This is a genomic window from Vibrio sp. T3Y01 (assembly GCF_013114525.1).
Classification (GTDB): Bacteria; Pseudomonadota; Gammaproteobacteria; order Enterobacterales; family Vibrionaceae; genus Vibrio; species Vibrio chagasii_B.
This window is the reverse complement of the sequence record NZ_VTXJ01000004.1, coordinates 275,095-297,782: the sequence shown is the minus strand read 5'-3', so window position 1 is coordinate 297,782 and position 22,688 is coordinate 275,095. Positions and strand designations below refer to the sequence as shown.

29 protein-coding genes and 2 pseudogenes are annotated in these 22,688 nt (G+C 41.3%); 5 read left to right on the top strand and 26 right to left on the bottom strand.

Features of this window, described 5'->3' with window-relative positions:
- The 9 genes and pseudogenes from F0232_RS25030 to F0232_RS06860 form a co-directional block, all read right to left on the bottom strand.
- The coding region (locus F0232_RS25030) for a DUF6404 family protein (protein ID WP_253821941.1) at positions 1-116 on the bottom strand (116 nt) is incomplete at its 3' end.
- Between the two features lie 165 nt (positions 117-281).
- A complete protein-coding gene (locus F0232_RS06895) occupies positions 282-617 on the bottom strand; it encodes an energy transducer TonB (protein ID WP_010648852.1) in 336 nt (111 codons plus the stop codon).
- A gap of 142 nt (positions 618-759) precedes the next feature.
- Positions 760-1,689, bottom strand: coding sequence for a hypothetical protein (locus tag F0232_RS06890; protein ID WP_171750732.1), 930 nt, complete (start codon positions 1,687-1,689; stop codon positions 760-762).
- 3 nt (positions 1,690-1,692) lie between these two features.
- Positions 1,693-2,178: a hypothetical protein gene (locus F0232_RS06885; protein WP_171750731.1), complete on the bottom strand. Its 486-nt coding sequence runs from the start codon at positions 2,176-2,178 to the stop codon at positions 1,693-1,695.
- A gap of 200 nt (positions 2,179-2,378) precedes the next feature.
- Complete coding sequence (locus F0232_RS06875; protein ID WP_171750730.1) at positions 2,379-2,795, bottom strand: GNAT family N-acetyltransferase; 417 nt, start codon at positions 2,793-2,795, stop codon at positions 2,379-2,381.
- A gap of 89 nt (positions 2,796-2,884) precedes the next feature.
- A complete protein-coding gene (locus F0232_RS06870) occupies positions 2,885-3,907 on the bottom strand; it encodes a hypothetical protein (protein ID WP_171750729.1) in 1,023 nt (340 codons plus the stop codon).
- A 34-nt stretch (positions 3,908-3,941) separates the two neighbouring features.
- Positions 3,942-4,062 (bottom strand): annotated as a pseudogene (locus F0232_RS25025) (DUF3265 domain-containing protein).
- Positions 4,059-5,375, bottom strand: a complete 1,317-nt coding sequence (locus F0232_RS06865; RefSeq protein WP_171750728.1) for a hypothetical protein — start codon at positions 5,373-5,375, stop codon at positions 4,059-4,061. Before F0232_RS06865 ends, F0232_RS25025 begins: the two are co-directional and overlap by 4 nt.
- A gap of 169 nt (positions 5,376-5,544) precedes the next feature.
- Positions 5,545-5,946, bottom strand: a complete 402-nt coding sequence (locus F0232_RS06860; RefSeq protein ID WP_010646264.1) for a DUF6228 family protein — start codon at positions 5,944-5,946, stop codon at positions 5,545-5,547.
- Between the two features lie 243 nt (positions 5,947-6,189).
- On the opposite strand from F0232_RS06860, the pseudogene F0232_RS06855 reads away from it, so the two are divergent.
- Both F0232_RS06855 and F0232_RS06850 read left to right on the top strand, forming a co-directional pair.
- Positions 6,190-7,164 (top strand): annotated as a pseudogene (locus F0232_RS06855) (integron integrase).
- A gap of 427 nt (positions 7,165-7,591) precedes the next feature.
- On the top strand, positions 7,592-8,551 hold the full coding sequence (locus F0232_RS06850) for a nuclease-related domain-containing protein (RefSeq protein WP_102426359.1): 960 nt from the start codon (positions 7,592-7,594) through the stop codon (positions 8,549-8,551).
- Positions 8,552-8,647: 96 nt separating this feature from the next.
- On the opposite strand, the gene F0232_RS06845 is transcribed toward F0232_RS06850, so the two are convergent.
- From F0232_RS06845 to F0232_RS06815, 7 genes are all read right to left on the bottom strand, one after another.
- Positions 8,648-9,910, bottom strand: a complete 1,263-nt coding sequence (locus F0232_RS06845; RefSeq protein ID WP_150878411.1) for an integrase — start codon at positions 9,908-9,910, stop codon at positions 8,648-8,650.
- A complete protein-coding gene (locus F0232_RS06840) occupies positions 9,911-10,120 on the bottom strand; it encodes a hypothetical protein (protein WP_102305368.1) in 210 nt (69 codons plus the stop codon).
- Between the two features lie 388 nt (positions 10,121-10,508).
- On the bottom strand, positions 10,509-10,901 hold the full coding sequence (locus F0232_RS06835) for an NUDIX hydrolase (protein WP_061031695.1): 393 nt from the start codon (positions 10,899-10,901) through the stop codon (positions 10,509-10,511).
- A gap of 30 nt (positions 10,902-10,931) precedes the next feature.
- Positions 10,932-11,441 carry an RDD family protein gene (locus F0232_RS06830; RefSeq protein WP_061031696.1) on the bottom strand — a complete coding sequence of 170 codons (510 nt, stop codon included), beginning with the start codon at positions 11,439-11,441 and terminating at the stop codon, positions 10,932-10,934.
- A 151-nt stretch (positions 11,442-11,592) separates the two neighbouring features.
- Complete coding sequence (locus F0232_RS06825; protein WP_105059311.1) at positions 11,593-12,348, bottom strand: nucleotidyltransferase domain-containing protein; 756 nt, start codon at positions 12,346-12,348, stop codon at positions 11,593-11,595.
- Complete coding sequence (locus F0232_RS06820; protein WP_105059310.1) at positions 12,332-13,096, bottom strand: carbon-nitrogen hydrolase family protein; 765 nt, start codon at positions 13,094-13,096, stop codon at positions 12,332-12,334. The genes F0232_RS06825 and F0232_RS06820 overlap by 17 nt, the downstream gene beginning before the upstream one ends.
- A 104-nt stretch (positions 13,097-13,200) precedes the next feature.
- The gene (locus tag F0232_RS06815) at positions 13,201-13,863 is read right to left on the bottom strand and encodes a DNA alkylation repair protein (RefSeq protein ID WP_105059309.1); all 663 of its coding nucleotides are present in this window, start codon (positions 13,861-13,863) and stop codon (positions 13,201-13,203) included.
- A gap of 205 nt (positions 13,864-14,068) precedes the next feature.
- Between F0232_RS06815 and F0232_RS06810 the strand changes: the two genes are divergently transcribed.
- Entirely contained in the window at positions 14,069-14,590 is a 522-nt protein-coding gene (locus tag F0232_RS06810; RefSeq protein WP_105059308.1) for a prepilin-type N-terminal cleavage/methylation domain-containing protein, read from the top strand.
- Positions 14,591-14,770: 180 nt separating this feature from the next.
- Here the strand turns inward: F0232_RS06810 and F0232_RS06805 are convergent, their stop codons facing one another.
- The 9 genes from F0232_RS06805 to F0232_RS06765 all read right to left on the bottom strand — a co-directional run bounded on the left by F0232_RS06805 (position 14,771) and on the right by F0232_RS06765 (position 20,247).
- On the bottom strand, positions 14,771-15,301 hold the full coding sequence (locus F0232_RS06805) for a GNAT family N-acetyltransferase (RefSeq protein ID WP_061031701.1): 531 nt from the start codon (positions 15,299-15,301) through the stop codon (positions 14,771-14,773).
- Positions 15,302-15,339: 38 nt separating this feature from the next.
- Positions 15,340-15,858, bottom strand: coding sequence for a GNAT family N-acetyltransferase (locus F0232_RS06800; protein ID WP_105059307.1), 519 nt, complete (start codon positions 15,856-15,858; stop codon positions 15,340-15,342).
- Positions 15,859-15,897: 39 nt separating this feature from the next.
- Entirely contained in the window at positions 15,898-16,545 is a 648-nt protein-coding gene (locus F0232_RS06795) for an HAD-IA family hydrolase (protein WP_105059306.1), read from the bottom strand.
- Positions 16,546-16,605: 60 nt separating this feature from the next.
- Positions 16,606-17,235: a LysE family transporter gene (locus F0232_RS06790; protein WP_105059305.1), complete on the bottom strand. Its 630-nt coding sequence runs from the start codon at positions 17,233-17,235 to the stop codon at positions 16,606-16,608.
- Between the two features lie 188 nt (positions 17,236-17,423).
- The gene (locus F0232_RS06785) at positions 17,424-17,912 is read right to left on the bottom strand and encodes a hypothetical protein (protein ID WP_105059304.1); all 489 of its coding nucleotides are present in this window, start codon (positions 17,910-17,912) and stop codon (positions 17,424-17,426) included.
- A gap of 63 nt (positions 17,913-17,975) precedes the next feature.
- Positions 17,976-18,227, bottom strand: a complete 252-nt coding sequence (locus F0232_RS06780) for a TIGR03643 family protein (RefSeq protein WP_008222468.1) — start codon at positions 18,225-18,227, stop codon at positions 17,976-17,978.
- Positions 18,228-18,340: 113 nt separating this feature from the next.
- Positions 18,341-18,862 (bottom strand): GNAT family N-acetyltransferase, encoded by a 522-nt coding sequence (locus F0232_RS06775; protein ID WP_061031706.1) that lies wholly within the window; start codon positions 18,860-18,862, stop codon positions 18,341-18,343.
- Between the two features lie 64 nt (positions 18,863-18,926).
- Positions 18,927-19,712: a hypothetical protein gene (locus F0232_RS06770; RefSeq protein WP_105059303.1), complete on the bottom strand. Its 786-nt coding sequence runs from the start codon at positions 19,710-19,712 to the stop codon at positions 18,927-18,929.
- Between the two features lie 106 nt (positions 19,713-19,818).
- Positions 19,819-20,247: a hypothetical protein gene (locus F0232_RS06765; RefSeq protein WP_105059302.1), complete on the bottom strand. Its 429-nt coding sequence runs from the start codon at positions 20,245-20,247 to the stop codon at positions 19,819-19,821.
- 515 nt (positions 20,248-20,762) lie between these two features.
- Between F0232_RS06765 and F0232_RS06760 the strand changes: the two genes are divergently transcribed.
- A complete protein-coding gene (locus F0232_RS06760) occupies positions 20,763-20,954 on the top strand; it encodes a hypothetical protein (protein ID WP_061031707.1) in 192 nt (63 codons plus the stop codon).
- Between the two features lie 221 nt (positions 20,955-21,175).
- Positions 21,176-21,595, top strand: coding sequence for a BLUF domain-containing protein (locus F0232_RS06755; RefSeq protein WP_061031708.1), 420 nt, complete (start codon positions 21,176-21,178; stop codon positions 21,593-21,595).
- 83 nt (positions 21,596-21,678) lie between these two features.
- On the opposite strand, the gene F0232_RS06750 is transcribed toward F0232_RS06755, so the two are convergent.
- Positions 21,679-22,647, bottom strand: a complete 969-nt coding sequence (locus F0232_RS06750; protein ID WP_105059301.1) for an OmpA family protein — start codon at positions 22,645-22,647, stop codon at positions 21,679-21,681.
- Positions 22,648-22,688: the final 41 nt, after the last annotated feature.

Sequence of the window (22,688 nt, the reverse complement as noted above, 5' to 3'; positions counted from 1 at the left end):
AAACACAGTCCGAATTTACGTAACAACTTTACAAGTGGAGGATTGTAGTTCGACTTCCAAACACCTTTGTCACTTAATTCTTTGTGTGCAAGTTGTAGCTTCGTCTCATAATCCATGACCCAAAATCCTCAAATTCGATGTTTCCCGCGGAGAAACCTAACGCCTTGTTAAGGTGTGAGGCACGCAATACCGTAGCCTCCGCATACCACCTTAACCCCTAAACCTAACGCATGGTAAAAATGCCACGCGTGCCGAATCACTCTTAAACAATTTGTTATGTGTTAGATTTTAAAGACTAATTTTTGTTTTTGAGCAATAAGCTCAACATCTTCAAGTGGCTCATATTTCCATTTGGACAACGCTTGTACAGCTACCTTTTCAAAGATCCCCTTTGGGGTGGAATCGATTACAACAATATCAGCCACATCTCCATTTTTAGTAATGTTAAACGTCATGACCACATACCCTGACAGGTTATTCTCTACTGCAACTTTAGGGTATCTCGGCGATACAAACTCTATTGGCTCTAGATCTAAATATTCCGATGAGTAAGTGTTTTCTACAGAACTTGAACACCCTACTACTAAGATCAAGATAAATAATTGCAAAAATCTCATAATCTCTCTCTGACACATAACGCCGCGTTAAGTAGTGAGCAACGCCACCACGAAACTTAACCATACCACCGTAAACACAAAACCCAACGATGGAATGAAAAATGCCATGCGTTGGGAATCTGTCTTAAACGCTTTGTTAGGGTTATGATTTATTTTTCGCTAAGAGCCACAACATAGGGTCACATACATTATGTGGTTTCATTTGCTCTGGTGGCATCCCTTCCACGGTTTCACCCACAGAAGAAACTGAAAATATTCGGAAACTCTTAGACTTACGCTCCATAAGCGTAATGAGGCGATTGTACTTATCTCGAAGTAGTTCCAAACCCTCTAGATCTGAATCGAACAGATCACTTTTTAACAATAATAGTGCTACAGGCGTTCTAAAACCTTCACCAGCTTTACTTTGTGTTTCAGTTAATAGCATTTGGTAAGCACCAATAAGCATTGATTGGGAATCTTCTATTTTCTCGATATCGCCTGAACGTAGCACATCACCATCAACACAAAACATCAAAGCATCACTCGATAGTGCATACTTGAAATAATCTGTTTTATGAAGCCACATGTCCGAAGAAGAATCGAACTCATCTATATGCTCTCCCGCATAATCGCCGACTTCGACAGTATAGTGTTGCTTTAAAAAGCTAGTTCCAATACTGGCTCTAGCTCGAAAATAAAATGCAGTATTTACCTCAGTGCTAGGTAGCCACGCACCTTTACGGAGAAAATTTAAGTTATTATTTACTTTTTCAACGGTTTCACTACCCGACGGTTGAAAGTCAACTTTGTTTGAAAAATAGCTCTGCAATTCATCAAACAAAACTGATAAGTATACTGTCTTACCTGTTTTAGGTTGACCAATGATAAAAGCACGAAATGGAGTTGGGTTTCTATTCAAGAACTTAAAAATAAATGAAGCATAAACACCCATAATTACCGACACTATCGATATAATGATAGATGTATATTTGTAATCAAAAGCACTAAGTTCTATCGAAGATGTTAAGGTGAATATAGCAGTTATTACTGCAACCATCATTAGAGCTAATTCTAGAATTCTTCGGTTCATGCTTTATTTATCCAAGTCATATGTAAAGGTGAATACGATTGAAGTAGGAACAACCACGGCAATTACAATAAAACCGATCAACCTAAAAGCTTCTATTTTATTATTGTAGCTCAGTGGGTCTATTGCATTCGCTATCGCCTTAACATCAGCTCCATCGTTCAGGGCTTTCGACACAAGATCAAAAAAGCTCTGCAACGTTAAGTCAGCTTGAACCTGGTAGACTAGAGACCAAGCAAAGAGCACCATTGAAACCACTAAACCAAAAGAAAAAATATTTGTTAACCCTTCAAGTAGCTCTTTGTTAGAGACGTTTTTCAGCTTAATCAATGAGATAACACAAACCATCGCAGAAGCAAACAATAGGTCTGTACCATTAACATTCGAAACAGAAAACGTTCCGGACTCTACCCCCTTAATTAGCCATACACCAGCCATAGGGATTAGTGGGAGTGCCACACTACTAGTAAACCAGTTTATAAATCGATACATCTGAAATTCTTTATAAAACAATCATTAGGGAAAATTTAAGTTATTCTATCATATGATCAGACATACACCAGCTTCATAACTCCTAACGCCCTGTTAAGGTGTGAGCAACGCAATACAAAAGCCTCCGCACGCCACCTTAACCACTAAAATCAACGCATAGTAAAAATGCCACGCGTTGCGAATCACTCTTAAACAGTTTGTTATGTGATAATTGCACTACCACGCTCCAGCACCCAACAACGCTCGTTTTTGGTGTAGCCAATTTGTCCATAATAGTCATTGGCTGCCGGTGCGGCGATTAAAAACAGTTTACATGTAGGCTCAATTTGAGCTTGAGTTTGAACTTGTAACTGCTTGCCTATTCCCGACCTTTGATACGATTCATCAACTGCTAGGTCGGACAGATAACAGCAATAATGGAAATCCGTAATAGAGCGAGCAATGCCAACTAGTTTAGAACCATCCCAAGCAGTGATTATGAGGTTGCTATTGTTCAACATACCATTGATACATTCGATATTTTCTATCGGTCTACGCTCTCCTAATGTTGAGCGCCTAAGCAAGCCAATAAACTCGTCAGCCGAGATCTGCTGATTAACCTTGTATTCAATACTCAATGTGACCTCCTTATCACATAACGCCAAATTAAGGTGTGAACAACGCCACCGCCTTACCTAAAGTATTGTGCCATAAACACTAAACTCACTTAAAACGAGGGCGCCAAGCGTTGTGAATCACTCTTAAATTTCTTGTTAGTTTCATTTCTTTCAGCTAACTCCAGAAGTGTATTGATAACAGTCATTAGGTTGGCAACTATTCCCCAATGATAATCATTCGGCTCGTACACCGTGAGTTCTTTCATCGACTTACTTGTGCGCTTCAATTGCATAATTGCCACTCCTAGTTGAGCAGCAATTCCACCACTTTCATTGTCACTTGGCAAAAAATGGATGCTATTTAAGCGCAATTCAATGCTAGCTATAGCACTATCCAGTGCATCAGAAATATGGCTTATGTCACCACCTCTAAAGATATCAGCATCATGTTCTGTACCTCTAGCACCAGTTTCATTACCAATGATTCGAGCAAAGGCATATTCAATATCAACTGCATCAGTCTTGATATATGCCCGACTATTAGCCAACTCTAATTCTACTTTTGCCACTTTCGCCGATAGTTCAGCTTTCTCTGACTGAACTTTCTGAAGTTGTTCAACCAACAACCCCATCTCTTCGTCCTGCTCACTAGATTCTAACTGCGATTTTAATGACGAAATAGTTTCTTTAAGTGAGTTGATTTCCTGATCTTGAAACGATGTCATCTCTCGGCTAGAAGTTTGAATGTTAAAAATGCGCTGCCTTAACTCATTGCTTTGTTCAACTGTCAGTCGCGTTTTTTCTTCAAATTTGTCTCGTCTGACTTTACCCTGAGTCTTCATATATTCAGAGTAAATATAATGCAGAGTTTGCAAGAAAGGAATGGCTAGCAGTAATAATACCGACATCATTAAGGGGTACAAAACAACACCCATATTGAAATTGCCATCAGTGTACACATAAGTCGTTTTAATTAACTCGACCTTTTCAGCCATTGGTTTCGGATCACTGGCTAAAATTAGGATTGCGCTCCAATTGTATACAACAAAAGAGATAAAGTACGTCCCCCATAAAGGGCTGCTAATACGTTCATATAAAACTCCTTTCAAGGAGTTAATTGTTTCTTTTACCATTGTTTCGTACTACTCCGATGAAACTAACGCCCTGTTAAGGGGTGAGCAACGCAATACCGATGCCGCCGCATACCACCTTAAACACTTAAACCAACGCATAATAAAAATGCCACGCGTTGCGAATCCCTCTTGAACAGTTTGTTATGTGCCTCTATACATCCTTGTCTCTGATTACTTTGTAATCTTCAAATGACAGGTGAGAGTGCTCAATCATGTGGTCCATCATGTTTCTTATATAGAAATCCAACTCTTGGAATATCTCATTACGTTCAACGTTGGAAGGCACCAAGTCTTCAAATCGAGCTCCAATGTGAACAATTCTAGTTCTGAGCCCAATTTCTTCTTTTGTTAGTGAATCTTTCTTACCCGTAAGAAACTCAAACCGTTCATGAATCCTTGCCCTCTCCATAGAGTCAGATGATACGTACCTAGACACAATTTTTTTAACTTTTTTATACTGTTCAAATTCATATGGAAAGGCTAAGAACTCTAGTAGGCTAAGAGCATGAACAAAGCGAGAAGTCGCCGACTCTAGCTTGATAAGCTGCGAATATAATGACATGCCTCTCTGTACTATATTGCCTACTTCCCCGCCTACAGGGAATTCAATCCACTCAGGTTGCCTAGCAACCAGTCCAACTCCTCTAGTAATTGTATGACTAAAAGCCGCCCCAGCAATCAATTTTGCTTCATTACCCCCAGCTCTCAAAAATAGTGCAGAGGACATCATTGAATTCGAAGATAGTTGCCCAGCTGAGTTTGGCAAGCCTTCATCTGGAAGATAAGTTAGCTCACAATTTTTATAACAAATAAAATTCATACAGAGAGCATCAATGGTTTCGGAAATGGCCCTAATCAACTCCATATGCTGTGAATGGGTAGCATTTATCAGACCCTCCCAGTTAATTTTTATCGGTAGGGCGATTAATGGTTGGGTTTCATATTCATCTAATGATACTCCTGACGCAGTTGTTTGAATTATTGCAAGCTTGTTTCCTAGCTTTGAATTTACTACTTTCGACAAATCCACTCGCCCTTCTGGAAAAATCATCACACCATTTGGGAGAAATAAAGACTTATCAGTAACAAACCTAGATAAAGGCATCAAAACAACATGGCAGCCATCACTTACGTATTCCTGATAAGCCAACTCTAAATCGCCCATATCAATTCTTTGAAGATGATTTTCGTCATACCAGTGAGAGTGGTCTTGCGGAAGCTCAAGATCGAGTTGGTAGCTCGGCTCAGCAGTAGGAGACTTCTCGACAAACTCTGATACATCTAACCAACACTCTAAACAGAAATCTGAGCACCCTTTTACATAGTTATAAGGTCGATAAAAATAGGAGTTATTCGATTCGTAATACTCTACGATTCGATAAACCTTTTTACATTCAGGTTCTTTACAAACACGCTCTAAGTTGGCGCTATACTCATCAATCAAGATGCCCTCTGAATTTATCTTCACTGTATATTTACTTCCCTATTTATTACTATATTGCGATCTGTAATGAGGCACATAACGCCGCGTTAAGTGGCGAACAACGCTACCACCTAACCTAATAATTACACCCTAAACACCCCAACCCATTTGAACTAAAAATGCCAAGCGTTGAGAGTCCGTCTTAAACGCTTTGTTAGCAGTTTTGCCACAGATATTCACTTAATCTAGTCGCTATGGAATCTAACTGACCAGTTTCAAGAATAATAACTACTTGTACACTCCAATAAGGTTCAGTCAAATTCGAATAAATTTGAAAGTTAAGATAAACATGCCCAGTCAGGTCACTCTTTGCAGACATGGAATATTCACCTTCCAACGAGGACCACACCTTTTCACCGTCCCAACCTTGCCATTCTTCTGCTAGCTGTTTGAAAAAGTCTGATGGGCCATCACCATAAGGCTGATTCACAACACGTACTGATGACGTCATGCCTCTACCACTGAGTGATAGTGTGTAATGCTCCATCCATCCGTCAAGGTTAAACTCTGGACGATGAAATTCGATAATTAGTTGGTTATCACTTATGATTTTCATCTTTACTATTACCGTTACCTTTGACTGCTAACAGCTATATTAGACAGAAAAATTCTGCACCTAAATACAGAATTATTCTGTCTAGTATCTCAATGACGTAAACGATACCCCGTTTTTATGAAAACTAACAGTAACTTAAGCACTACAGCTCCCTTCCTACATCCCAAAATACAGAATTTTTCTATATAGCATGAATTGATGTGCCAAACTGAAACCTATGTATGCATAACCAGTTAAAGTTTAATGAAAAAATCACCATTTCTATCGTATATACAAGAATATATGCTTGGACGGCACTATGCCCTTCGTACAACGGAGGCGTACATTTATTGGATTCACTAATACATTCTTTATCATGATAAAAAGCACCCAAAGAGCTTAACTTCCAGACATGTAGAAGATTTCCTAACGCACCTGGTTGTTAACAAAAAGTCAGCGAGGAAAACGCAAAGTCTAGCTCTCAATGCATTAGTCTTTTTATACAAAGAAATTATTCAAGAACCCATAGAGCTTGATATGCAGTTTCGGCGCTCAGATAAATCAAGAAAATTGCCAACAGTCATGACTCCAGAAGAGATTGGAAGGCTATTCAATCACTGTTCACCTAACTACAAATTACCTTATCAATTAATGTATGGGTCAGGGTTGCGTTTGATGGAGTGTCTACGCCTACGTATACAAGATATCGATTATGCATATAAATCTGTACGTGTATGGCAAGGGAAAGGAGGTAAAAACCGTATAGTGACAATAGCACCAGAGCTTTTCCCCGCTATCAAACAACAGCAACAGAGATCCGCGAGTTACTATCATCAAGACATGAATGACACAGTTTTCTCTGGTGTATACATACCTGAAGCACTCGCTAGAAAATACCCGAGCGCAGAAAGGAGCCTAAATTGGCAATTCCTCTTTCCCTCTAGTCGTTTGTCGCCAGATTTACAAACAGGCGAGCTACGTAGACACCATATTCACCCAACAGCGCTTCAAAAACACATTAAGGTAGCAGGCCAAAAAGCCAACATTGACAAAAACATCTCGTGTCATACTTTAAGGCACTCATTCGCTACGCACCTTCTTCAAAGCGGAGCGGATATCAGAACCGTTCAAGAACAACTTGGTCACACCGATTTGAAGACAACGCAAATCTATACTCACATCATTGATAGAGGCGCCAATGGCGTTGTTAGCCCATTATCAAGAATATTCGTAAAATAACGATAAATGAAATTCGGATTCCGAATTCTGAAATGACTTCATAATCACGAAACAGGGCACTATCACCTGCTCTTAAGGCTGAGGCCTCTAGTCACTCCAAAAGCTCAATAACAATTTATGTGTGTGTTTTTCTCTGCAGCAATGGCTACGTATCACCTCTTATTGTTGCGCCACCATTACCTATTTACAACTTTCATGGCGCTCACAACGCCCTAACACGCACAATAACGGGATGCCTAACAAACACATTATTAAACAGCGAGTTGCAGGGTTCCCACTCTCTACTTCGAGCTTTCGAAAAGAGATATTTCACAATTTTCATCAATAACAGTGTTCGAAAAAGAACATAGGTCTCAAAAACATACACACCATCAATATGAATAAGACTGCATGGTAAACTGCTTTTATAAAAAAGCAGGAATAAAGAATGATTACTAAGGATAGAGATTCAAAAATCGACAACAGTCTTCAACAGAAAGCTGGCGCAAAAGTAGAGCAGGATGTCGCGTTTTACTTACGCAGAGAGTTTGGAGATGCAAATGACATCTTCATTATCAATGACCTACGCATACAGTTTAAAAATGAAACAGCTCAGATCGATCACTTAGTCCTTTATAACAAAGGATTTATCATTATTGAGTCGAAATCGATTCGCGGTGAGGTTAAGGTCAACAATCAACTCGAATGGAGCCGAACCGTAAGAGGGAAATGGACAGGAATGCCCTCACCTATCGAGCAAGCTAAGTTGCAAACCAAACTATTGAAAGCACTTTTAAATGACAACGCTAAGTCGTTATTAGACCGAATTGCATTTTTACAAGGGTACTTTGGTGGTCGCTGTTGGGATCAACTCTGTGCCGCGTCCAATGACGCTCTAATCGATCGAACTTCTATCCCTAAAGATATATCGAAGAAGCTCATTAAAGCCGAATCTATTGGTAGCAGCGTTAAGAGTCTCATCAAAAAGCACCGCGTAGGTTCAATACTAAATCCGAATCCTACGTTTAATCGTGATGAACTGTACCGCCTAGTTCACTTTCTAAACGAACAACATGTGCCTACGTCTTCTCCGGCTCCCAAAGTACATATCGCAGAATTGAGCGAAACTGAAAAGGTAGACTTGCTTCCAGCTCAAGAAACAATTGAAGAGGCCAAAGTTCCACAAATAAGGCATGGTTTTAATTGTAAGAAGTGTCAAAGCCCTCAGACCGAGCCGAGGTATGGAAAGTATGGGTATTACGTCTACTGCCCACAATGTAAGGTGAATACTGCAATGCGTATTAGTTGCCATTCTTGCCAATCTAATTCAGCCAAAGTCAGTAAGAAAAAGAACACGTACTCAATAGCATGCTCTTGTGGTGAAGGAACTCAAGTCGTATTTCCTTAATCTAATAATTCGGAATCCGAATTACAACGCAATTTAAAGCGATGCGGATTCAAATTCGGATTCCGAATTCCCCCAAAACTAAACAACTAACACGAATCACTTCTGGCCACTTTTCGGCATAACCTCAACAGGGGGTACTTGGTGCCAAATAATGTCACTTGTGCCTGTATAGATTTTTGTTGTTTTAGCGTTCGCGTGTGCCATTCGCTCGGTAGCACTCTGCCCTTGCTGTTCAATCATTCGAGCTGCCAGCCCTCTAATTTCATGATAGGTCGGCCTTAATGATTTCTTTAGGTGGCTATAAAGCCCTAAAGAGTCTCGAACCTTACTGAACTCTTTACTTATATTGTGGTGATGTACTTGATAAAGATGATCGGTCTCTTTTGAAATGCCACGTTGCTGCTGTTTAGGTTTACGGTGAACGATATAAGGACAAATCAATCTCGATGTTTTAGAAAGGTCGACAATGTCTTTGATCGTCTGAGTAACGGGAATAGCGACAGTGGAAGCATCGGACTTTTTCACCTTCTCTCGGTGAACATATAGCATTCCATACACAGCATGCCCATCCACATACTCCACCTCTTTGTCAGGGTTCCAAAGAATCCCACACACACCTTCACGTGGTTTGTATATACGATAACGAAGCCTATAGATCTCCCTCACAGCATGAGTTGTCTCAAGAGTTAGGCTCATTGCTACCTTCAGAAACAGTGGCGCTGCATCGTAGATCTTTTGGTAGTTTTCGATATCTAGGTCGTGGCGGGCTTTTGTGTAATCTTCTCTGGTCAATCGACGCTGTTTTTTATTGAGTACAAAATTACTCTCAATAGCGCTCTCATCAGCAAGGTAGGAAAATACCTTTTTAAGGTTACTGATCTTATTGTTGAGCTGACGATTACTTAACTCGGAATAGTATTTAGAAAGGAACTCATTGATGTGCTGTAACTTGATCGATTTGGTTGGCAACCGCCCCATGAACTCATCAAGGCGGTAACAGTCCCTTTCTAAATTTCGATAAACGTCTTTGGAAAGCCGTTCTTCTTTCTTCACACGAGACAACACTAATGGAAGCCACTCTTTTAAAGGCCGATTAAATTTGTCCTTACGGCCTTTAGAGACAGCTTTGCGAAATGGGGTCATCTCAGAAAGGGAAAACGCGCTTCCTAGCTCAGGACGATATTGCAAGTTGTAAACATGCGCGGCTTGTATCGCTTCTTGCTCTACAGTCCCGATAGGAAATAGCTTCTTCACACCATCTACGGTCGTAAACCGAAATCGAGATTGCCCCCTATGGCTCATTTTCACCAAGAATGGAGGGTAATGAGCCGTTTCTTTGCTTCTAGCTCTACCAACCATTTATGACTCCAAGAATCTTAGAAGTTCACTCACCCTGTCTGCAGGGTTCCCTATCTCGTCGTCAACACAGACTAAATATCGGCCCGTTGGCGTTCTAGTGCCCTCGAGCTTGCCATGTTTAATCCAGTTTATGATGGTGGTATTGCATATCCCTGAATCAGGGTAAAACTCATCAATAAATTGTCTAGGTTTGATTTTACGCGTCGCCATGTCGTTCTCCTTACCTTTCTCACTACATGAAAATTAAGATTTTTCATCTACTGGTAGAAAAACTATGCACGATTTTTTCAGTGACATTCTATTTGCGCAGCAATTAACAAAAAGAATTCCCGAAGCATAAAATGATTCAACGAATCGATTTCAAGCCCACTTTAGGGTGGACTAATACAGTAGTACCAAGTTGCTAATCTATTGATTTTATTTGACTATTTCATTGGCCTTTTTAACCGTTTTTTAGGCCAATTAGAGCTTAACCACCAGCTCTAAATGCATGAAATGCATATAAATCAATACCATACAGCTAAGACTACTACCAACATCGGGGTTTCACCGTTTTTGAGCTCTTAAAAACGTCATACAGCCTCTTATCACCACTGTTTTAGAGAACCATCCCCACTCGCCCGACTTCTTTCAAAGCAACACCATCAGCACTGATACCTACAGGCGCCGAATTCAGTGGGTACCACGCGATGCTGTCTGCTTCTTGTGCTGTGATTTCACCTTCCCACTGGGTTACCACAAAATAATGGATCAGCTGTAACTCTTTTGTTGGGTGATAGAGCGAGCATAAGAATGTGTATTCAGTTGGAGTAACGTTTAGCTCTTCGTTAAGCTCTCGAAACAATGCTTGAATTTGATTTTCACCCTGCTCTATATGACCACCAGGTATTGTTATTAAGCCGGGATCAGTGTCCTTAGAATCGCTGCGCTTTTCTAACAATACATGTGATTCATTGATCAAGATAAAAGAGACACACTCATGGACATCCATCGATTTTTCCTTAGGCCGAAGTTTAGATAATTAGACTTTCTTTACGACAACAGAACCTGCAATGAAATCATGAATCGCTCTGCGTTTATGATTAAATAGCATGGAGATGAACTCTAAAAGAACCCAACCGATCATTGCGTACCCAACAAAAATAAAGGCTCGTCCTTGCTCTAAACTTTCCCAAGTCTGGCCGTAGAAAGACAGTTGCGCGTAAGCATAGAGACTAAAGGGGATAAGCATGATTGGGACAATATCTCTCATACAAGACTGTTTGAGGGTTAAGTTTCGACTTTCAGATACATCCACTACTTTCACTCGAGTAACCATCTTACCGATTGTTTGCCCAAATTTAGCATGCATGCCAACGTAGTAAGTGACACCAATTAGTGAATTCACCACTCCCCAAGCAAAAACACCACCCGAGCTGATCACGCCAGAAAGTACGTAGTTGTCTATCCACTCCAAAGGTAAAAATACGATTGAATCTATCCAGATAGCAAAGAAGCGTCTCCAGAAATTAGAATACTTATTGGCATACATTTTTGTTCCTTGGTCTCTATTGGCAATAAAGCACAGACCCTACAACACATCAGCTTTTAATACATTCAACTAGCTATGATTTATAAAACAAATGCGAAGCGGTATGCATATGTCGATAATTTACCCCACCGATTTTCAGGCTCACTAACGCTCACGACAAGTTCTTGCTTAGTCTTTCATACAACTCCAAGGCTTCAACTTTAGAGGTTAATTGCCCGAGAGCGTATTGATGTGCTAATTCAATATCGCCACTTTGGTCTGGATAATAACGCTTGGCTACAGCAGTACACTGGATCAGGTTGGTGTACCAACTGCCGTCTTTCTCAGCGACAAAGTAGTACGCCGCCCGCACTAACTTTTTGCCAATCAGCTTAGCGACATCCGCATCGGTCATTGTTTTAAAGGCTGGACTCATTTGATCCAGAAAAGTAGACAAGTCACCATTAAGCGCTAGGGCTATTTCACGACTAGGTTTGTAACGTTGAAAATCAATAGATAAATCATTACCCCAAATACAACAGCAACAGTGCTTGAGCCAAAACTGCCAATGGAATTTTTCTTGTGGTTGCAGCACTTCCGAAAGAAAGCCAGGGTCAATATCAAGCTTACTTACTTGGGGATATGCTTTGGGAATACAGTCAGAAAGGCGTTGAAATACTCGCTTCTCTTTTTTGCCAATAGGTGTATTGAGTACGATAGAAACATCCAAATCCGAGCGACCAACAACCGCCGTGCCTCTCGGAACACTTCCATATAGGTAGATACCATCAATTTGATTCGGCAGGTCACTTAACAACGAATCAATAACAGCAGTCACAACCTCTTGGAATTCGGGAGCGATATTCTTAGGAGAGTATAGGTTTTCGATGAACCCGTCTTTGTCGAGACCTCTAGTTTGATTCAGCATGCCACTTTCCAGCTATATTAGGATCTGTTTCACAGCCCGAGATAGTACATAGAACAATACCATTCTCTTTTGAGTTTGCACTGATCACGAGCTCTCCTTGCGAACTCCAAACCGAGCTCTTGCCACACGTTTCCCAACCTCCCGTCACAGAGATATGGTTGCTCAGTAATACTGGTATACCGTGTTCCGACGCAATTCCAGATAAGATTTTAGAATCCGGATCAAAGCCATTCTCAGAGATTAAAGCGCTCGCTAAATAGATATCAGCGCCTAGATGTTTGGCTCGTTGGGAGTGATCCGCCTCTATGAAGTCAGCACATATTGCTAGCGCGATTTTATGCCCATTCACATCAAATGTATAATCAACATCGCCAGCGGAGCAGTAGTTGCCCTCTCCATCATGCAGGTGCTGTTTAGAGTAGAACTCGACTCTGCCGTCGGGAAAACAAATAACGGCGCCTATGGTGGGATGGGATAAGCCTGGAACTCGCAGGGGACAACCAGCCACAATAATCATCTCACTTTGAACCGAAGCTCGGGAGAGTTCTTCAAAGTTTGATGCCTCAAGAGACAATGCAAGTTCTTCCGCTAAATCAAGCTCATAGCCGGTTAGTGATAGCTCGGGGAAAACAACCACATCCGCATTGTACTTTGACGATTGCTCTATCATTTTTAGATGTTGCTTAAGGTTTTCTCTCCAGTTGCCTCTGACGACAGGAATTTGGGCCAAACTGATAGTGACACTCATTTCAAACTTCTCCAAAAAACAAAAATTGCTACACAAATGTCTACATAGCTAAATGCGGTCTACGTTAGGGGCTGTACTTATAATTTGGCTGCAAACAACGCTAATCAAAGCGACATCAACTCTCGCTTAATGTCATTGTCCAATTTTTCAATCGCGTAACGAAAAGCCACTCTTGGTATTGAGGCATGTTTGGCATTCAGATAACCAATAACCTGTTGAGGCTCTTTTTGACTGAGTACTTTAAGCATCCAACCATAGCCTTTCTGTACTAAGTCATGCTTATCTTCGAGCAATAGATCCGCCACGCGAAACGGATCCAACGCAGCGTAACGATTCTTATTGATAGGATAAATTAAGACGACCGCAGCGGCCCTGCGTACAGCGAAATTCGAATGCTCGACCCATTTGGTTGTGAGATCGAACAAGTCATTGTATTGAGACAGTAACTCCCCAAAAGCATGGGTACAAAAGTCGTCACAATCGTTCCAGTCTGTGACGAACTCTTTTAACCAACGATCAAAAACAGGAAACGTGTCTCTTGAATATTGTTTTCTTACTCTAAAAGCCCAATCGTACGCGATAACTCCTAGCGCCCAGTCTCTTTGCTCCAATAATTGAGTACACAGAGACAACACACTAGAAATATCTTTGTCTTCAAGAGTCTTAAAAATCTGAGCAGAAATGGAACGAACCTGAGCTGTTTTGATATCCACTTTCGGATAACCCACTTCTGAAAGATGCTGCTTTACCGTTTCGACCATACTCACTAAAACAAACTCCTTGTCTATCTAAATTCAATATTGAAGTGAGATATCCGGCTCTTAAGATACTTCTAGATTGAGTTTTATAAAATAAAGCCATGTAAATCACAACATTCATTATTGGTTAATAAAATCACCTCTGCAATATAGAAATTTCCTTTGGCAATAGTCACTTATGGTGCATACTTGCCGCCTTCAAAAGAGGTGCATAATGAAAAAGAACGGTTTTACAATTATTGAGCTTGTTGTCGTTATTGTGATTCTTGGAATAATCGCCATTACGGCAGCGCCCAGATTCCTGAATGTGAGTACAGATTCGCATATTGCAGCCGTGAAAGGTACTGGCGCTGCTTTCAAAGCAGGTGTCGATCTTGCCTACTCAAAAAATTTGACCTTAAACGGTGGCGGTCCATCTACGAACATCCCTATCTATGATGACTCTGCCACTGGCCAGCTTGACTTCAATGAATGGGGATACCCAGTACAGCAATGGCCTTACGCAGAAGATTTTCCAAGGTTGGATAATCCGGAAGACTGTATTTCGGTATGGGGAGCTCTCCTGATTGATCCACCGAGCGTTTCTAGTTTCAACTCACCGACTAATACTGACTATATCGCTGAGTACATCCACACCGACCAATGCCGTTATCATTATCGAGTCGTACCGGGGATATCTATTTACTACAACTCGATGAATGGCGATGTCACCGTGGATGACGAACCAGACAGCTAAGCTCTAGTTTAATACTCAACGTGTTGGTACACACAAATAAACTTAGAGAATGCCAAGCATCAAGATTCAGCCATCCTAGAAATTAAGACAAGCACGTTTTGGCGAAAACCAGCGTGCTGTCTAACTCTCCAGAAGGTAAACGCCTAGCATTAGCATAGCGCACTTCTGCGGGTGACCACATCATTCCCATTCAGTACTAAGAATCGCCAATACAACGGTATCCCACCACTTATTTTTGAAGAATCGGTGCTCTTTAAAGCAAGCTTCTTGTCTCATCCCGAGTGACTTACACAATCTTATCGCCGCTAGATTCTCACCAATGGTTTCTGCATAAATTCGATGAACACCTAACTCTGAAAACCCAAAACCAGCCAGAGCTTTGGCCGCTTCTACGGGTAGCCCTTTCCCCTGAATTGCTCTCGCAAAAGCGCAGCCCATTGAAGCTTGCTGGTTATCTTCAAGGCGTAAACACACGGTTCCGATAAACTTCCCTGACTCTTTACTTTCCACAGCTAATTGATAGGACTGACGAGGTTCTTCCTCAGCCTGTTCAACAAACAATTGGGTGAGTTGATGGTACTTACTAGGCTCACAATCAGTTTCATCATAGAAACGCTGATATTTGGCGTCCTGTGACATGGCCACAAACGCGCTTTGATCTTCAAGCGTCATATCTCGAAGAACTAATCGGTCAGTTTCTAGTTTGAACATCAAAATTTCTTTTTATCTGTCGCCTAAACTGTATGGCGTTACTGACAGTCAAGCCAATAACGAGCTACTGGGCCAGGAAAGACTTTACCAAAAACTATTTTTTCAAACTTACCGCCATTTGCCTCAATGACTTTTCGTGAAGCTATATTGTCTTCGTCTGCGGTAATCAAAGCTTGTTTAATACCCAGAGAGCTCGCTTTTGGAATAGCGAATTTGAGTATTGCCTTGCCGTAACCAGAACCTCTCTTTGAGGGAGCAATATCGTAGCCAATGTGCCCCGCTTCAAGTGACAGAAACTCATTATCGATGCGATGACGAACACGAATGGCGCCGAGTATCTCTCCTTCATCATTTACCAACCAATAATGATTACATGGCACATAACCATCGGGTAAGTTAACGCCTCTAGCCTCATCATTTAAGCATTCAATATAACGAGAAAAATCAAGAACACCGCCTTTGTAATAATCAGAGTTATCGATGTCGTGCTCCAAGAAGTCTTGGTAATACACCTTAAAAGCGAACTCAAATTCTTTGGAGGGCGATACTAGTTTCATTGTTGTCTATTCCTCTTACGATAAAATTAAAGGATCTTTCTAATTAGCAAGATGAATCTGATAGGTTCCAATTTGACTGCGAGTAAGTATGAGTTCATCAAACCCATTTACGATCAAATCCGCTTGGTTCAATTCTTCTCTGGTATGGCTGGTTAATAGAGCGATAGTGAAACATCCTGCCTTCTTAGCAGATAGTACGCCAGATGGTGAATCTTCAACTGCAACACAATCTTCGGTTTTTGCGCCTAAAGCTTCTGCTGCTTTGAGGAAAGGCTCCGGTGCTGGCTTACCTCGTACCACATCTTCAGCACAAATCATGACCTTTGGTAACGTAAAACCGGAAGCTTCTAAGCTTGTTGTTGCGACGGCTCTTGGCCCACTCGTTGCGATTGACCAGCAATCCGGACCTAATTTTGATAAAAAATCATGAGAATTTGGTATAGCCTTGGCGCGCTTCATCTCTTGGGTCGCAATAGCTTTAACTTTATTGACCTCAGTGACATTGGAGAATTCCATGCCAATACAGCTCAGTGTCTCTTCGATTTTTCGCCCATGGATATACTCACTCATGGTTTCAAAACGAACACCAACAGTCTTGCACCATTTTTTCCAAATATTGTCGATAACCACTTGGGTATCAACCAATGTTGCATCGACATCAAAAATAAACTTCTTACATTCAATCATGAACTCTAAGACCTATGAAAAACACTTTGATACAGTATTGATATGAGCAGATAACACACATTAAGACGCCATGACTTTAATACCAAACAGCGTAAACAAGCCGCCAGTTACATAATCCATGACACTTGAGATACGTGCATAAACACTTTTCGCTGCTCGATGTGAAAACGCTGTCGCCAGAAACATATGCCAGCATAAGGTAATACCAGACATAGTCAGCATAATGGCGATGACCATCGGGATGGTAATATTTTCAGGCATAGAGACACTAAACAAACTCACGACAAAGAACCCCGTTTTAGGGTTTAAGATGCTCGTGATGAACGCCGACATAAAGACTTTTCTACTTGAAGGCAGCATCGCTTCGCTAGTATTCAAACCTTCATCTAGCTGTTTGGCTTTTCGTGTTGAAAGGATCTGGCGCATACCCAAGTACAACAAATAACTGCCACCAACGATCTTCATAACGCTAAACAGTGCCGGGAAATGGGAGAACAAAATAACCAAGCCAGTGCATCCAAACAGTGACCATAGCAATATGGATGTACTGACACCAAAAGCAGAATATTTTGCTAGCTTGCGGTTGTAGTGCAGCGCTGTGTTAATCGTCCACAGCACATTCGCGCCGGGCGTTGCGACCGCCAGCATCCAAATCAGCGCAACGTGAAGAAGAACCAATAAATATTCCATTTTCCTCTACTCAATTCACTCAAGCTTAAGTAATGATATCGCACGCACTAACGGTTTTACGTCGCTTGATTCACAAAATTAGTGCGCTCGAACGTGGTGTGATGAGTGTCTTTTAACTCAGAATTAGAGTCCACATTTAGAACTAAAAAATGCCAAGCCATAAGATTCAACCAATCTATTAACGACCACTACTCTCGACACTTTGCTAAGCCATAAAGTTCCAGTAGTTGCCTACCATCACTAGGCATCCCTTCATAGGCACCAAACGAACTAGGGTAATAGATAGGCAATGCTGTCATCACAAACTGAGCCAATGAAAAATAGACACCAAAATTAATGACGTAAGAAGCGATGTAAGGGAGTTGATTGCTATTAATAAAATACAACGATAGACACAGGAGTAATGAGGTAAGCGGCCCCATAACTAGAGACCATGCTTGTAAGGATTTACTGCCCTGTTTAGTTATTGAGGCAAAGCCAACATTCATTGAAAAGCTTGAAATTGACAGTGTGAGATTGCCAATTTGAACAACCTTGGCCTTTTCGCTATTCCCGAGGGCCACCTCGACTTTGTGACCCGCAATAAGCTGAGGGATTGCATGACCCAATTCATGCACTAAGGTGGCGATAGGCATCACAAACAAAAAGCCTATCGCTAATCCAATCAAACTATTCAATCTCAATCTCCCTATTTAGATCGATAGCCACTGATAGAAAGAGGTAAATGGTTGGTAGAAAACCTACTGCCGCTTATATTGTGTTGGACAATAACCTCTCGACACTTCAGAGCTACGAAGTTTTACATGTTTTGTCGCACGACCTGCGACGCGAGCACGCCACAACTTGAAGCTACCTGGCTTCATATGGCTACGCATAAAACGAATCACCTGTGATTCATTTAAACCAAATTGGTGTTCTATTGCCTCAAATGGCGTTCGGTCTTCCCACGCCATTTCAATAATTCTTGATTCACTCTCTTTAGATAATTTCATTGTCTACTCATCCTTTAAAATTTGAGTAGAAGTACGCTCACTCTCACTTTTTAGATCAGGGTGTTACCACTGAATCGATAAGGAATCATCAAACAAAAAACAGATATTTGTCGTTATCCTCTCTCCAGCCACTCGCTACGGAGCACTCCATATTTCAACGAGTCATAATACTCGCCTTGGTAATATCGCACCTTTCTCAGCCTCGCCTCTTGCTGGAAACCTAGCTTCAAAGCGAGAGACATCATGCGCGGGTTACCTGACCAAGTAGTTAGCCCCACACGCTCAATCTGTTTGTTTTCGAAGAGGTAAGTAATCCAGAGCGGAAGTGCTAATGCTGCGATCCCCTTCCCCCAATAATCAGAGTTATAAATGACCACGCCAGCTTCGAGCCAACGTGTCTCTTCGCATTCCCAGTAGCAACTCACGGTTCCAACAGGTACACCGTCGACAACCACTAGCTGTAGGTCATCGCCCTCGAGCAGCCGTTTAAACGAATGCGCTTCAAAGCTTTCTAATGAAGGATGAGAATACGAAAAATAAGGGCCATTAAACTTAGTCCACTCATCGTTTGAGATAACCAAAGCATAAATGGCAGCTAATTCGCTAGGCATTGCTGGTCTTATCGTTATGTCCATTCGCTTTCCTTGTCCTGTTTTCAAACGCCATCGTACTGTTTAACGATTCTCGGTATTAGCTCGACTAATTTTTGTTGGAGTCTATTAGCTTTAAATGAGTATTTGCGAACTCTCTAAGCACTCTCGCATTATTGTGATGCGCGTTATCTCCACATTGCTGTCCGTTAACTCTAATTTCAGGACTAGAGTAGGCAGGAATAATATCACGCTCATAAGACATCACAGTGCCTCTCTCTGCACATGTAGCACCGAATGAATGTGCGGGCGCTTTGGGGTACCTGTCAGCGATAAAATGTTCGATAGTCGCGTAATCTTTTAGCACCGTTTTATAGTCATGGTTGGCGCCGCTCATATGACCAATTTCATGTTCCATTGTCGAATCCGCGCAATTTATAGCCAAAGAGAAAAAACGAGAGACCTTAGATGCGACACCACAATATCGAGACTCGAAAGCAGAATGATAATTTGAAAACACAACACCTGTAAAAACTGGACGACCGTCCTCTGTGATTTCTTCAATTGGATCTTCCATCGATAATTTGAGTAGCCTCTCTGCCGCACTCACATTTTGAAACCAAAGGCTATCGATAGCAGATGTATAAGTAATTTGGGTTACCTTTCTCCTCATAGGAATACATGAGTTTTTCAAAACTAGGTTGGAGTAACTTTCCCATGTGGCGACTTTACTAGCGATAAACGCCTTCGAGTATTCCAACAACATAGACTCGTCAATGTAAAGGTGAACCTCGGTGTTCAACACTTCACCTTCAACACAAGCAGGGAACTCAATAGTGTCAGCATTAGTGTAAAGACTGAAGCCAAGAAAGATGACACCCAAGGCTACTCGCATTTGCTTAATATCGTTTTTAATAAGTCTTGCCTTTCCAAAAGTAAAAAGCTCGCCAATGATGACGAGCCTTGTTTAGGGGTGAACCATGCTAACTGCGAGGTCGCAGTTAGCTTACAACTTGTTCTCGCAAATTCACTTCGACACTCTTTAAGATCTTAAACTCTTCACGAGTACAGCCTCGAGCTACAGATACCCAGTGATCACCAGTTTCGTCTGACCCTTTAAACTCTGCACGAAGCTCGTATTTTCGCCACGAAACAAAAGCCAAAATAAAGGTCAGAGCGAGCATAGGTAACCCAAACTGAGGTACGAACGCCCAAGTTGCTGCAGATAGCATCAAGGCCAATGAAATGACATTGATTGCGTTTTCTTTGATGCCCAGCTGTCGGATTTCTAGCTGTTTGATTTTACGTAAGCTGTAAACATCCTTCTTCACTCGAAGTTCATCAGAACTCACTAGAAAGTCAGATGCCTTGTATGCTCTACGCAGCCTCAATAAATTCGCTAACCTATTGCGTGTTTGGTTCTTAGTCATCGCCTTTCTCCATGTTATTTAAAGGTTAGTAAAAACTAATATAATCATGAAGTTATCGATGAATGCCTATTTTATAAATCAAGAGAATATAAAAAGCAAGGATATGAAATTAATAACATTTATAACAACACCAACAAAACATTCAAAATATGAATCAATAAATTTGAACTCTAGTTGCTGTTTGCACCGTGCGGAAGGTATTCATCAATTGATTCTTTCCGCTACTCATAATGAATGCTTCCATTAACCAACGCGCTTCATCTGTACTTTGTAACCAGTTATTTCAATTCATTTTGAACAAGAGAGTAGTCTGCTTAGAGTTTGCTGAAGCCACATCACATAAAGTGCTCACTGACATAGAATTCATCAGAATAGAAGCAGCCAGGTATCAACAATTTGAATGGCTCAATCATTCATCTACTCATATCAGTGCAAGCTATCAATTAAGCAATTGATCTCATAATGGCAGAGCTGTATGGTTACTTTATACACACTGTTGCCTAATGGAGATGACGATGGACGAACTACTAACGCACGCTATGGAACAGAAACAACGTACGGTCGTAACAAGCTTATTTGCAAAAAATGGGTTTAAGATCGCCGCGACAGATTTTGATGATGTGACCTTTGAACGCGAAACCGTTTTGGTCAATGTTAGATTCGACGCATCTTCTAATGTTGAATCCATTTCGGTTTTGAATGACTAAATATAATAAATTACGATAACAAGCAGGCAAAGATGTTCGACTATTGAAGATGGTAACCAAGTCTTACCCACAATAAAGCACAAACCTGAACTCGCCTCTCGCCTGCTTGTTGACCCCTTCCCAAAAAACAAAGTAAATGACAAAGCAATCAATAATTAGCAATCCTACGAGCTTGGCTTATATTTGTTAGTACCTTCGAACAAATAATCCAAGTGATAGCTATGTTCCTAACCCGGTTAATTTATGTCAGTACACTTTGTGAAAGTTGTGACGCTGAGGCTTTAGATGACATTCTCCAGATCTCGCACGACCGCAATAAACAAAGCCATTTAACAGGTCTTCTTAGTCACAACGACAAATATTTCCTCCAATGCATCGAAGGATCGAGAAGCGCCGTAAATCACACTTATAACCACATCTTGAATGACAAGCGTCATAAAAAGGTGATGATCCTGTATTTCAAAGAAATCGACTGTAGGCAATTTGGAGATTGGTCTATGGGAGATATTCCTCAATCAAGCTTGACCGAATTGGTGAATTTACAGTTTTCGACATCCAACCAATTCAATCCATATGAGATGTCTGGAGAAAGTGCTTACCAAATGCTTTTAGAGTTGAAGCAGAATTTGCCATCTGAATAAATTGGCGCCCCTTTTATCCAAGTTACACGCATCAAAAAGCCCCAACGCATGGGGCTTTTTATCGTCATTTGAAAAGCTAGCTTTTAATCATTACCAAGCTTCTTTTCGCTTTCACTACGAAGAAACTCTTGCTCACTACCCGTAAGTGTTTGCTGTTCAGCCGTAATATCCGATTCTTTAAACACGATAAACGCTCGGCGGTTCAACGCATCGGCTTTCTCTGAACGTTCGTTTATGGCTGGTTGCAATTTACCAAACGACTTCACTTCCCAGATAAACTGTTTAGGGTCGAGTTTGGTTTTGAGGTATTTAACTACAGTTTCAGCACGGCGTTCCGCTAACTTCTCGTTGTAAGAAACCGAGCCGGCTTGGTCAGTGTGCCCAGCAACCATGATACTGCCTTGCAAACCACTCAATTGAACCGTGAAATCATCCAACTGCGTTAAGTCTTCAGGCTTGAGCACCGACTTATCAAAGTCAAAGTGTGGTGTTATCGCCATGTACACTTTACGCTCAGGTTTTGGTGGCTCACAGAAAGGCATCTCTTCATACTTCTGCGCTTCTTCAAACACGATAAATGCACGGCGGTTCTCTGCTCGATCTTTATCGGTTTTGCCCAACAACAAAGGTTGAGTTTCCCCAAGATGTTTCACTTCCCAATCATACTGCTTAGGATCTAAATGGGCTTGCAGATAATCAGCCACTGACTTAGCGCGTCGCTGTGAAAGACGCTCGTTATATTCCAGAGAGCCTTTGTAATCAGTGTGGCCGACAATTGTAATTCGCCCTTTGAGGCCTCTGATCTCTTTAACAAACGTATCTAAATTGATCTTGTCGAGGTCACGCAATTGGTATTTATCAAACGCAAAATGCTCTGCGATAGCGATATGCACCTCACGCTCTGGCGCCAAACACTCGCTGATTAAAAACTTAGAGACATCTAAGCCTGCAAACTTGTCGCGATTTTCCTGACTCACATAGGTGTCGGTTGCACAGCCAACCAGTAATAAAGCACTCAGTACACTGCTGACTAGACCAATTTTTGTTTTCATCTTACTGTTTGTTCTCAATTTTCAACTCTCTCAGGGCTCGC

What these genes read in the sequence shown, in the direction of transcription:
- F0232_RS06795 (WP_105059306.1), bottom strand. Translation starts at nt 16,545, where the DNA reads ATGATTGAATGTAAGAAGTTTATTTTTGATGTCGATGCAACATTGGTT.
- F0232_RS06850 (WP_102426359.1), top strand. Translation starts at nt 7,592, where the DNA reads ATGATTACTAAGGATAGAGATTCAAAAATCGACAACAGTCTTCAACAG.
- F0232_RS06780 (WP_008222468.1), bottom strand. Translation starts at nt 18,227, where the DNA reads ATGAAATTATCTAAAGAGAGTGAATCAAGAATTATTGAAATGGCGTGG.
- F0232_RS06805 (WP_061031701.1), bottom strand. Translation starts at nt 15,301, where the DNA reads ATGTTCAAACTAGAAACTGACCGATTAGTTCTTCGAGATATGACGCTT.
- F0232_RS06760 (WP_061031707.1), top strand. Translation starts at nt 20,763, where the DNA reads ATGGACGAACTACTAACGCACGCTATGGAACAGAAACAACGTACGGTC.
- F0232_RS06765 (WP_105059302.1), bottom strand. Translation starts at nt 20,247, where the DNA reads ATGACTAAGAACCAAACACGCAATAGGTTAGCGAATTTATTGAGGCTG.
- F0232_RS06770 (WP_105059303.1), bottom strand. Translation starts at nt 19,712, where the DNA reads ATGCGAGTAGCCTTGGGTGTCATCTTTCTTGGCTTCAGTCTTTACACT.
- F0232_RS06830 (WP_061031696.1), bottom strand. Translation starts at nt 11,441, where the DNA reads ATGTATGCCAATAAGTATTCTAATTTCTGGAGACGCTTCTTTGCTATC.
- F0232_RS06845 (WP_150878411.1), bottom strand. Translation starts at nt 9,910, where the DNA reads ATGGTTGGTAGAGCTAGAAGCAAAGAAACGGCTCATTACCCTCCATTC.
- F0232_RS06840 (WP_102305368.1), bottom strand. Translation starts at nt 10,120, where the DNA reads ATGGCGACGCGTAAAATCAAACCTAGACAATTTATTGATGAGTTTTAC.
- F0232_RS06775 (WP_061031706.1), bottom strand. Translation starts at nt 18,862, where the DNA reads ATGGACATAACGATAAGACCAGCAATGCCTAGCGAATTAGCTGCCATT.
- F0232_RS06835 (WP_061031695.1), bottom strand. Translation starts at nt 10,901, where the DNA reads ATGGATGTCCATGAGTGTGTCTCTTTTATCTTGATCAATGAATCACAT.
- F0232_RS06820 (WP_105059310.1), bottom strand. Translation starts at nt 13,096, where the DNA reads ATGAGTGTCACTATCAGTTTGGCCCAAATTCCTGTCGTCAGAGGCAAC.
- F0232_RS06750 (WP_105059301.1), bottom strand. Translation starts at nt 22,647, where the DNA reads ATGAAAACAAAAATTGGTCTAGTCAGCAGTGTACTGAGTGCTTTATTA.
- F0232_RS06755 (WP_061031708.1), top strand. Translation starts at nt 21,176, where the DNA reads ATGTTCCTAACCCGGTTAATTTATGTCAGTACACTTTGTGAAAGTTGT.
- F0232_RS06885 (WP_171750731.1), bottom strand. Translation starts at nt 2,178, where the DNA reads ATGTATCGATTTATAAACTGGTTTACTAGTAGTGTGGCACTCCCACTA.
- F0232_RS06895 (WP_010648852.1), bottom strand. Translation starts at nt 617, where the DNA reads ATGAGATTTTTGCAATTATTTATCTTGATCTTAGTAGTAGGGTGTTCA.
- F0232_RS06810 (WP_105059308.1), top strand. Translation starts at nt 14,069, where the DNA reads ATGAAAAAGAACGGTTTTACAATTATTGAGCTTGTTGTCGTTATTGTG.
- F0232_RS06825 (WP_105059311.1), bottom strand. Translation starts at nt 12,348, where the DNA reads ATGCTGAATCAAACTAGAGGTCTCGACAAAGACGGGTTCATCGAAAAC.
- F0232_RS06800 (WP_105059307.1), bottom strand. Translation starts at nt 15,858, where the DNA reads ATGAAACTAGTATCGCCCTCCAAAGAATTTGAGTTCGCTTTTAAGGTG.
- F0232_RS06890 (WP_171750732.1), bottom strand. Translation starts at nt 1,689, where the DNA reads ATGAACCGAAGAATTCTAGAATTAGCTCTAATGATGGTTGCAGTAATA.
- F0232_RS06790 (WP_105059305.1), bottom strand. Translation starts at nt 17,235, where the DNA reads ATGGAATATTTATTGGTTCTTCTTCACGTTGCGCTGATTTGGATGCTG.
- F0232_RS06870 (WP_171750729.1), bottom strand. Translation starts at nt 3,907, where the DNA reads ATGGTAAAAGAAACAATTAACTCCTTGAAAGGAGTTTTATATGAACGT.
- F0232_RS06860 (WP_010646264.1), bottom strand. Translation starts at nt 5,946, where the DNA reads ATGAAAATCATAAGTGATAACCAACTAATTATCGAATTTCATCGTCCA.